This is a genomic window from Corynebacterium sp. MSK044, from assembly GCF_030232825.1.
GTDB lineage: Bacteria > Actinomycetota > Actinomycetes > Mycobacteriales > Mycobacteriaceae > Corynebacterium.
Genome location: NZ_JASPJJ010000004.1, coordinates 1 through 9,862, shown reverse-complemented (window position 1 = coordinate 9,862; position 9,862 = coordinate 1). Strand labels below are relative to the sequence as shown.

Here is a 9,862-nt window from a genome sequence, read left to right as displayed (position 1 = left end):
CGGGGATGAGCCCTCAGTACCGAAAGAATCAGGGCGGGAAAACATGTGCTCCCCGCATGAGCGGGGATCGGTCTACCCCCTAGGGCGCCTTATTTGTGTGTGCGAGCACCACCTGCGTAGGTGACGAGTACGCGAACGTTTAGGGGTGCATTTCTTATCCCCAGACGGCGACACCACCGCGATCAACTCCCCGGAGTTCGTCGTGGGCGGCCCTCGGGGCAATCTGGTTCTGCACGATTTTCAAAAGTATGTAGCAATCCTGGTCTTTTAATGGGGGTTGTGCACGATTTTCAAAAATCGTGCAGCGACAGCGGCAGCGACAGTGGCAGCGACAGCGGCACCACCACCGCGGCAACTCCGAAACCAACCGCATCACAGTCCGCCTCACCAGAAAGCAAAAATGCCCCCACCAAACGGCGGGGGCATGATGCGTAGACGCGCTTACTTGAGGGAGACCTTTGCGCCAGCCTCTTCCAGCTTGGCCTTTGCAGCCTCAGCGTCGTCCTTGTTAGCGCCCTCGAGGATGGCCTTCGGTGCGCCCTCAACCATCTCCTTGGCGTCCTTCAGACCCAGGCCGGAGACGATCTCGCGGACAGCCTTAATCACGCCGATCTTCTTGTCGCCAGCGTCCTCGAGAACGACGTCGAACTCGTCCTTCTCCTCAGCAGCTGCAGCGTCGCCGCCAGCAGCGCCCGGAGCAGCAGCAACTGCAACCGGAGCAGCAGCGGTGACGTCGAAGACCTCTTCGAATTCCTTCAGGAACTCGGAGAGCTCGATGAGGGTCATTTCCTTGAACTGCTCAATGAGCTCGTCCTTGGTGAGCTTAGCCATTGTGGCTTCCTTTCTTTATGCGGCTGTGTGGCCGACTTGTAAGTGTGTTTGTGGTGGGCTTGCCTTAGGCGGCGTCGCCCTGCTTGTCCTGCAGTGCGGCAACGAGTCGTGCCGTCTTGGAGGCCGGAGCCTGGAACAGGCCTGCAGCCTTTGCCAGAGAACCCTGGAATGCGCCAGCAAGCTTGGCCAGAGTGGTCTCGCGGTTGTCCATCTCTGCGACAGCGTCCAGCTGGGCCGCGTCGAGAGGGTTACCGTCCATGTAGCCGCCCTTGAGGATGAACTTGTCGTTCTCCTTGGCGAACTTCTTCATCACCTTCGCAGCGTCAACCGATGCGTCGCCCTGGATGAAGGCAACGGCGGTCGGGCCGGTGAGAAGATCATCGAGACCCTCGATGCCCTGCTCATTAGCAGCGATCTTCACGAGGGTGTTCTTGGCGACGTGCAGTTCAACATCAAAGCCCAGATCACCGCGCAGCTGCTGCAGCTGACCAACGGTCAGACCACGGTACTCGGTGAGGAACACAGCGGAAGATGCCTCAAACTTCTCCTTGAGAGCCTTGAGCTCCGCAACATTCTTCTGGTTTGCCATAACACACGCCTCCTTCCCATTACTTCATGTCTTGTCCGCCCGGAGCTTTCGAACACTTTGCGTCCCTTTTGGAGCGAAGTGACAAAAAGCCCCGTGCAGAAGCACGAGGCAGTGCGCATGTTGCGCGAGAGGTGCCACGTTTCTCCTGCGTGGGCCGATCCCTGGGTGGGATCCTTCGACCTGCCTTAGAAGGCAGATGACCGACGGTCTTCGGTGAAACTTGAGCTCGGGTTAAACCCGTTCAAACTTCGGTTGAGTACTTTAACGCTTCCCCTTGGCTTTCTCCAAATCCTTGATCAGTCGTCGTGCCGCATCAAAAAGCACGATGCCGCCAATCAAGGCCATGACGCCGACACCGAGCGCGAGCCCAGACCAAAATCCGCCCGCCGTAAGCGATGCTAAACCACCAGCACCATCCATACGGTCGCTGTCAGGCACGTCCATTCCGCTTATCGACGATCTAATCGGCGCCCCTTCTTCCCCCACCTCAACCGGTTGAGCCGCGTCCGCGGCACCCTCAACCGCATCCGTGCCGCCCCCAGTGCCACCTACTTGCGCGGGCTGGACAACGTGGGCGGGAGCCGGAGCCGGAGCGGGAGCTGGTGCGGCTGCCTGGTTCTGGGGCGCAGTGCCAGCGGGCTGACCCGGCGCGGGTTTGGCGGCGGGTTTCTTGGCGCTGTTGCTAACGCTGTTATTGGTTTTGCTCTTGGTGCCGTTCTGGCTGGGGGTGGCTGCCTTCAGAGTGCCGTCGAGGGCTTTGCCGAGCTGCTTCACAGCGGTGCCTATCTGGCCGATGCTCTGCGGGGTCCATGGACTGGCAACTGAGGGGGCAGAGGGGAAACCGGCGCACAGTTCATCCGCATCACCAAGGTCTGCATAGCCGGCAGCCTTGTGCGCTTGGGTGGCAGCAATGGTTTTGTCGCCGACAAGGAAGGGCACGTCGATGGAATGGTCGATGCTCTCCCCCGCCGCGGTTTTGCCGCTGACGTTGAACTGCACCGTGTAGTAGCCCGGCCGATCAAAACCGAAGGCCATGTGATCGTGGGAGCGTGCTGGGTACTTCATCACGTGGCTGCGGTCGTGGGAATCAAACGCGATTTTGAGACCACCGAGGGATTCATGCCACGCCAGCATCCGGCCGGGGCCAGTGAAATCACTGATAGAAACGGTGACGGCGCTGCCCGGCGCGAGAGTGTCGGGGGCGAGGTGGTCCGTGGAAAAGCCTGGCCATGGCATGCCGGACTTCTGTGACTGAGGCAGGGACCACAAGGTTTGCGGATTGCCAGGCAAGGTCGCGCGGATCTTGTCGGATGGCTCCACCTTCGCCGCGTCCGGGACGGTCAGTGCGAATGTGCCACTGGGGCGGGAGATGGTGTTGGAGGGGTCGGAGCCGTCGAGAAGCTCAAACGTGATTGGCTTCTCCCCGCCGCCAGCGAGAGCAATGTCGAGGTGGCCGTGGGTGATGATCGTGTCCGGCTTACCTGCGAGCGCCTTGGCCGCGTGGCACTTTTCCGCGGCGTTGGGCAAGCGGGGCGGGGTGCTCGGCGCGGGGTCTGGCGACGGTTTTGGCGACGGTTCTGGTGCTGGCATCGGCGTGTCCACCGGGGCGAGCGGGTTGGTGATGGGCCGCAACTCCGTCGTGGTTCCCTCGGGCAGGCCCGCTTGCGCATCGGTGCCGACGAGCCAGTACATGGTGACGGGGTCGGTGAGTTCCTGGGTGCCGTCGATAAGCTCGGCACGACCTTGCCACGTGGTGGCGTAGATGCCGGGCTTGGTGAAGGTCCAGGTGAAGTGACCATGTGCGCCCACTTCGTAGTCGATGCTGTGCTTGGTTTCATCGGCACTGCTGAAGGCGTGCTCCACGTCCCCAGCGCCGCCCGCGCCGGCAAAGAAGACGTTCATGTCGCCGGGCCCGGAGAAGTCTTTGAGGTCGAAGAACATGAGGTCGTCGACGAAATTGGTGGGGATCTGGCCGTCCAACTCGTGGTTCGGGTCGAAGGCGCCAAGGCCCGCCCAGATCGGGCGCCACTGGTCGAAGAAGCTGACGGACTGGGGAGCGGTCCACACAATATCGCCGGGTTCACCCAGGAAGGACAGCGCCTCAGAGTCGGGGACGGTGATACGGCTGACCTCGTTGCCGTCCGGATCCGCGTCGGGGGCGAGGCGGAAGCACACGTCATCCATGGGTACGACGGCTTGGCCGTCCACCGCCATCACGGACAATGCCCCTTGTGCGTCGCGGGTGCCGTAGAGCGCATCCACGTGCGAGTGGTACAGCAGCTTGCGGCCTGCGCAGGGGTGGGTCACTTCGGTGCCCTCCGTAGTTGTCATGGTGGTGCCCGCGGGCAGGTCGATGCCGAAACCCGCGTCGCCGGGGCGGTGTGCGCCCGAAGCGGCGGTGGCGATTCCGGTGGCGCCGCTCAAGACACTGCCCGCGACCACGAGCGCAGCAGCCACGGCAGCTGAACCGCGACGAAGAGCAGAAGCATCAGTTGGGTGAGTGAGCAAGGTTCTTCCTTAGATCGTGTCGTGTACGGCGGCGGAAACGTTCAGTGGCTAACCCTTGCTGGGGTGAAAAGAGCCAGCTGAGCACAAAGAAAGTGGTGAGGCAGAGCACCACGGTGGCGCCGGTGGGGGTGTCATAGGCCCAAGACAGCCACACGCCGAGGATGGAACCGGCGACACCGGTGCCGGCGGCAAGCAGCATCATGACGCCGAGCTTGTCCGTGAACATCCGGGCTGTTGCTGCCGGGGTGACCAAGAGGGCAACCACGAGGATGTTGCCGATCGTGCGCACAGAAATCACCACTGCTGTGGTCACCGCCAGGTACAGCAGGAGATCCAGCACAAAAACGGGGAGGTTCATGGCGCGGGCGGTCTCCCGATCCAGGCTCACCGCCGTGAACCAAGGACGCAAGCCCAGCATGAGCGCCACGATGAGAATGCCGGCAACGGCGGACACCCACATGTCCTGCTCCGACACACCAGTCAAGGAGCCAAAGAGGAAAGAGGTGAGCGAAGCGGTGTAGCCCTCCACGCGGGAGATCACCACCAACCCCACAGCAAACGCGGCCGCGTAGAAGATACCAATCGCGGTATCTTCTTTCACCCGTTCACGCTGGGAAAACACCGCGATCAACACCGCCACCGTCATGCCGGCAACCGCCCCACCAAGCAGCACGGACACCTGCAGAGCAAAGGCCACAGCAATACCGGGGAACACGGCGTGCGCCACCGCATCACCAATGAAAGCCATGCCACGCAACACCACGTAGCAGCCCACCACCGCGCACACAACAGCGGCGATCACCGCGACGATCAAGGCGCGTGGCAGGAAGCCAAGCTGCGGGTTGGTCAGGTCGATGAGGAACTGAACAAAACTAATCTCAGGCACGAACGCCTCCTTGAACCGCATGAATCCCGGCCAGCCACCGCGAGTTCGGGTCCACACCAAAAGTTTCCGACCACGGCTGGGGGTCCGCGAGGTCCTCCGGGCTGCCATCAGCCACAATGCCGCGATTGAACAAGATCAGCCGGTCGCAGGAGTACACCGCCTCGGCGATGTTGTGCGTGGACATCACCACGGCCACGCCGGCCTCCACCAGCTCGCGGAAGAGGTCCAACAGCTGTTCGGTGGTGGGGATGTCGAGGCCGGTGAAGGGTTCGTCGAGAAGCAAAAGCTTCGGTTCACGCGCGAGCGCACGAGCAACAAGAACGCGCTGACGCTGACCACCGGAGAGCCGTCCCACGGGGCGTTCGCGCAGATCCCACAGGCCGACCTGTTTGATGGCGCGCACTGTAGCGAGATGGTCCGCGCGGCTGGCGGGGCGCCACCATGGGCGCAGGCTCAGGCGACCGCTGAGCACCATCGCGTAGATGTCAATGGGAAAATCCCAGGCCACGGCGTGACGTTGCGGTACATAACCGACCGCATCCCGGAGCTTTTTCCCGTATTTCCCGGCAACCTCAACCTCGCCAGAATGTGCCTTGACCAGACCCAACAGTGCCCGCATGAAGGTCGTCTTACCCGCACCATTCGGCCCGAGCACACCAACAAACTCTCCCGCGTCCACAGTCACGCTCACATCCGCGAACACGCTCGCGGCGCCGTAGTCGACGCTCAATCCTTCCGCAAGCAAAACTGGTTCTTCCAGGTAATGGTGCATCAGGCATCCCCGCCGATCTCCGTGAGCGCCTCATCCCGCGTGGCTCGAGCGCGCCGCATCATCGCCACGCCCACGAGGCCCACGATGACCACCGCAAGCACAAGCCCGCCAAGGACCCACAGCACCGAGCCATTTTGCTTATCCGCGTCCCCTTGTTCCTCCCCTTCCCCACTCCGCCACGGCCCTTCAAAGGTGGCGTTCGCTGCCTGCTGCGGGTCCGTGCCATCACCAACGGCGAAGCGCAGCACCTGCTCGTTGACGTGCTCCACCCCGTCCTTGTCTTTCACCACAACGCGAACACCAATCAGGTGCACGCCCGGCTTTGTAAACACCCAGTTGGCGTGCGTGTGCGTGTTCAGCTCCACCCACATCGGCTGGTTGCCCGGCAAGCGGGAGTTCCACAGCTGCTGCGGCTGGGAAAAGCCTCCGGACTGCAAGAACAAGGAGAAATCTCCTTCGCCCTCATGCCCACCGAATTCCAGGTTCACACCGTGGTCGGTAGTGTCCACCACCTTTGGCGACTGCGTATTCCAGCCCAACCACGGCACGCCCTGGACCTCATTCTGCGGGACCACCCACACGGTGTCCCCGCCCTTCGCCCCGGTGAAATCAAACTCGTTGCCCTCCGGCAGTGTTTGCTGGGCTGCATCCGCCACCTTGAAAACTACGTCTTCTAAGTGTCGCCACACCGGTGGCACCTTGGAGTCATCCCGGACCATCAGCTGCATCTGTCCGTCCACATACAGCGGACCAAGATCCGCGTGTCCAGCGGAGATCACAGCCTTCTCCCCCAGCGGGGCAACCTGTTCGCTGTCCTCCACGACTTGCTGGAGAGCCGGGTCCTGGGCAGACCCCTGGGCTAGCGCTGCGGGAGCACCCGTAAGCATCACCCCGCTGAGCGCTGCAACGGTGAGGTGGGTAGCGATGGTCGTGCGTAATTTCATAGTTCTTCTTTCGTTTCGGGCTTCGGGGTAGGGGTGCCGGAAGCCTCCGGCACCCCTAGGCAGGAGGCAAGTGAATGGGCATTCGCCCGCATGAACTCGATGTAGGAATGCGCGTTTCCGGCCCCCGGCGGGTCCAACGCATCGCCGCGGATCGTGCACACGGCCACGCCGAGACGCCCAGCAATCTCCACGAGATCACTCGGAGCACTGTTCGCTGCTGGCTCCAAGAACACCGCCGGGACTTGCAGGTTTTCCAAGGTTCGTGTCAGCGCAATGATGTCGCGCGGACTCGGCTCCACCGACGGATTAGGTGTGATGTAGCCGGCCAGGTTCAGCCCGTAGGCATCCGCCAGGTAGCCGTAGCCGTCATGGGTAGTCACCAGATTGCGGCGATCCTGCGGGATGTGCGCCAGGGTGGTCTTGACATCGTCGTTAAGCATGTCGAGCTCCGCGAGATAGCTCTCCGCATTCGTGTTGTACTGCGCGCTGTGACTCGGATCCGCCGCGCTCAGCTCATCCCGCACGACCTTCACCACGGCCTTCACGGCCTCCACGTCGTGCCAGAAATGCGGATCGAATTCACCGTGCACATGCTTGCCCAGCACGGCCTGCGGAAGCAGATACGTCTCTTCGCCCGGGGTGCCCAGGAAGCGGTACTCGCGCTCCGCCGGCACTTCTTGCAGCGTCGCGCTCGGCACAGCGATCACCGTGCGCTCATCGCTTATCGACGCATCCCCCACCAACCCAATCTCCCCCCGATAATCCGCCCCAAACTCAGCGGTAATATCCACGTGCCCGCTGGTAAGCACGTCTGCCCCTGGCAGCACGTCATGCGGGTTCACACCAACGGCGATGGTGAACGTCTGGTCCTCCAACGGAGTCGGGTCCGCATTGATGTCTGGGCGTGCGGTGGCCCCGACGGTGACCGTGTACACGCCCGGCTGGGAGAAGGCCCAGCTGACATGCGTGTGGGCATCGATGGGCAGTGTCGTTTGATCCTTGCCATCCAGCCCGTCCGCGGAGTTGAACAGCAGCTCCGGCCTGCCAAACGTGCCTACGATGTACGCCGCCATCGTTCCCGGGCCCGTCACATCTTTCACCGCGATGTCAGCCACCGCCGTCTTAGGCATCGCCGGTTTATCTTCCTCCGGCACCGCCACGCGCAGACCCAGCCACGGCGCGTCCAGGCCAGCGTTCTCCACGAGCAACCGCGGCTGAAAACCATGCCGTTCCGCCTGCTCCGCCACGGACACAACCCGTGAGCCATCCGGCGTGGTTGTGTCCACCGTGCGAATAAGCCGCTGTGGCTCCAGCAACAGCCCATTGGTAAACACCACGTCCGCGTACGCAATATCGCGCACGGCGCGCAGCCCCAACTCATACGTGTGCGCATCCGCCCCCGGCGGGATCAACCCCGTCACCTCCGCTGCATCGCCGGCGACGTTGGCCACGATGTCCGCGAGTATGGACGTCGTTGCCACCACCTTCGCCTTGCCACCGTCCGCCTCCGCGGCGGTGCCGTCCACCGCGCAGCCCGCGAGCGCACCAACCAACCCCAGCGCAACCAACGCGCGGGGCACCTTCACCTTGTTCATCCGAAGAGCTTCCGGGAAATCCGCACCATGCCCGCACCGAACACCACAACGCCCAGGCCCAAGACAGCGAACGGCAGCGTCATGATGGACATGCCCGTGTCAGCCAGGGTTCCACCACCGCTAGCACCTGCTGCACCGTTCATGGCTCCGTCGGCGGAGCTAGCGCCACAGTTGCCCTCTTCACTGAAAAGCGAACCAAAATCAAAATGACCACTATTCGCATTGCCTTGGCCGCCCACAACAAACGTCAGCGTGGCCGACCCGGACACCGTCTGCCCGCTCTTCGTCTTAGCGGACTGCGCGATAGTCACCTTGTACGTGCCCGGCTTACCGAAGACCCACGACGGATGCACATGCGTATTCGCCGGAATCGTGTGCGTGCCCTGCGCCTTGCCATTATCAGCGCGGAACCACTCCTCACCCACAACCTGGCCCAGACCACCCTGGGTAAACACTGTCATCGGTCCCGGCCCATTGAAGCCAGTGATCGTCCACGTCACATCACCGGTGGTGTGCTGCAACAACGACGGATGCTGCGTATTCGCACCCAGCCACGGAACCCCCGCCTGCTGGACGGAACCGATCATCCACACGTCCCCTGCCGGCACCGAACCCACCGCCTGCGGCAGTCGCGCCTTCGCCTCATTGCCCAGGCCGAAGCTCAAACTCGCCGGGTCCTTCCACTCGGCCGGCGACGTCCTATCGTCCTTCACCCGCGGCAGGAGTCCCGGGGAACACTTCTGACCAGCCGGTTGTGGCTGTGCCCCTTGTTGCTGGGGGGCTTGTTGCTGTTTCGCTGATGACTCCTGTTTAGGCGCCGCCACCGGCTGAGGCTGTTCAGCTTTCGTCTCGGCCGAATCTGATGCACCACCAACCTGCCACGTGTACGTCGCCTCGTTGGACTCCGTTCCGCCCGCGGTGGCCTTGACCTTCATGGTGTATGTGCCTGGCTGAGTGAACAACCAGCTCGCATGCACATGGGACGGCTCCGCCTGGTGGATCACACTGCCCGGCTGGATAGTCAGCTCCCCGTTTGCAAGGACCGGCCCGACACCGCCGAAGCCCTTCTGCTGGAACAACCACACCTCACCAGGACCAGCAATATCCGTCACGGTGACGTCCACGGCACCAAAACCGCCCTGCCTCACGTCGTTGGTGTCCCACCCCGGCCACAGACGGTCGTTCTCCTGCGTCTGGGGCAGGTAGTAGCCACCAGTACCGATCTCCGGCACCTGGGCAGTGTCATCCGTGTAGGTGTGCTCCCCCACTTCAAGCAGAACACTCGCCGGGTCACGCACAACGTGTTGGCCGGTGACATCCTCGCGCAGGGCCAGGTTCAGCTGGCTGCCCTCGGCAGCAACATGGAAAACGTCAACGTGACCACGGTCCAGCACCACGTCCGCTGCGTGTGCCGGGCCGACACCGAGCGCCATCGCAAGAAACGCGCATGCCGTAACCACCAATGCTTTCAAGTGTAACACGGAAGGGACCCCTTTTCACTTCTCCCTAAATAACTTTGCGTCACACTAGTGCAAATGGGAACCGTTTTCACATCGCCTTGATGGGCCACCCTCATTTGGCGGTAACCGTTTTCAATAAGCGTTCGTTAGTGGCCGTGCCGTGGTCCGGCAGCCCTCAACTCCTGGGAACCGTGCACAACTGTTGCGCGCGTGCATTTAGTAACACCGTGGTGACTATCGGGTAACGCGATGGTGAGTATCGAGTAACACTGCAGTT

Annotated in this window: 8 protein-coding genes; all 8 read right to left on the bottom strand. The window is 62.4% G+C overall.

Translation table 11 applies throughout. From position 1 onward, the window contains the following. Positions 1 to 441: 441 nt before the first annotated feature. Positions 442 to 831, bottom strand: coding sequence for a 50S ribosomal protein L7/L12 (gene rplL, locus QP994_RS03615; RefSeq protein ID WP_284856337.1), 390 nt, complete (start codon positions 829 to 831; stop codon positions 442 to 444). A 64-nt stretch (positions 832 to 895) separates the two neighbouring features. Beyond that, a complete protein-coding gene (gene rplJ / locus QP994_RS03610; protein WP_284865421.1) occupies positions 896 to 1,420 on the bottom strand; it encodes a 50S ribosomal protein L10 in 525 nt (174 codons plus the stop codon). A gap of 261 nt (positions 1,421 to 1,681) precedes the next feature. Next, a complete protein-coding gene (locus QP994_RS03605; protein ID WP_284865420.1) occupies positions 1,682 to 3,928 on the bottom strand; it encodes a choice-of-anchor M domain-containing protein in 2,247 nt (748 codons plus the stop codon). After that, positions 3,909 to 4,814, bottom strand: a complete 906-nt coding sequence (locus QP994_RS03600) for an anchored repeat-type ABC transporter permease subunit (protein ID WP_284865419.1) — start codon at positions 4,812 to 4,814, stop codon at positions 3,909 to 3,911. Before QP994_RS03600 ends, QP994_RS03605 begins: the two co-directional genes overlap by 20 nt. Continuing rightward, positions 4,807 to 5,586 (bottom strand): anchored repeat-type ABC transporter ATP-binding subunit, encoded by a 780-nt coding sequence (locus QP994_RS03595; protein WP_284856333.1) that lies wholly within the window; start codon positions 5,584 to 5,586, stop codon positions 4,807 to 4,809. Before QP994_RS03595 ends, QP994_RS03600 begins: the two co-directional genes overlap by 8 nt. Further along, on the bottom strand, positions 5,586 to 6,530 hold the full coding sequence (locus tag QP994_RS03590; protein ID WP_284865418.1) for a choice-of-anchor M domain-containing protein: 945 nt from the start codon (positions 6,528 to 6,530) through the stop codon (positions 5,586 to 5,588). The genes QP994_RS03595 and QP994_RS03590 overlap by 1 nt, the downstream gene beginning before the upstream one ends. Then, positions 6,527 to 8,125, bottom strand: a complete 1,599-nt coding sequence (locus QP994_RS03585; protein WP_284865417.1) for an anchored repeat ABC transporter, substrate-binding protein — start codon at positions 8,123 to 8,125, stop codon at positions 6,527 to 6,529. Before QP994_RS03585 ends, QP994_RS03590 begins: the two co-directional genes overlap by 4 nt. Next, positions 8,122 to 9,606, bottom strand: coding sequence for a TIGR03773 family transporter-associated surface protein (locus QP994_RS03580; protein ID WP_284865416.1), 1,485 nt, complete (start codon positions 9,604 to 9,606; stop codon positions 8,122 to 8,124). The genes QP994_RS03585 and QP994_RS03580 overlap by 4 nt, the downstream gene beginning before the upstream one ends. Positions 9,607 to 9,862: the final 256 nt, after the last annotated feature.

Bases quoted from the DNA above. Each gene is read 5' to 3' on its own strand.
- rplL (WP_284856337.1), bottom strand. From the start codon at position 831: ATGGCTAAGCTCACCAAGGACGAGCTCATTGAGCAGTTCAAGGAAATG.
- QP994_RS03590 (WP_284865418.1), bottom strand. From the start codon at position 6,530: ATGAAATTACGCACGACCATCGCTACCCACCTCACCGTTGCAGCGCTC.
- QP994_RS03585 (WP_284865417.1), bottom strand. From the start codon at position 8,125: ATGAACAAGGTGAAGGTGCCCCGCGCGTTGGTTGCGCTGGGGTTGGTT.
- QP994_RS03595 (WP_284856333.1), bottom strand. From the start codon at position 5,586: ATGCACCATTACCTGGAAGAACCAGTTTTGCTTGCGGAAGGATTGAGC.
- rplJ (WP_284865421.1), bottom strand. From the start codon at position 1,420: ATGGCAAACCAGAAGAATGTTGCGGAGCTCAAGGCTCTCAAGGAGAAG.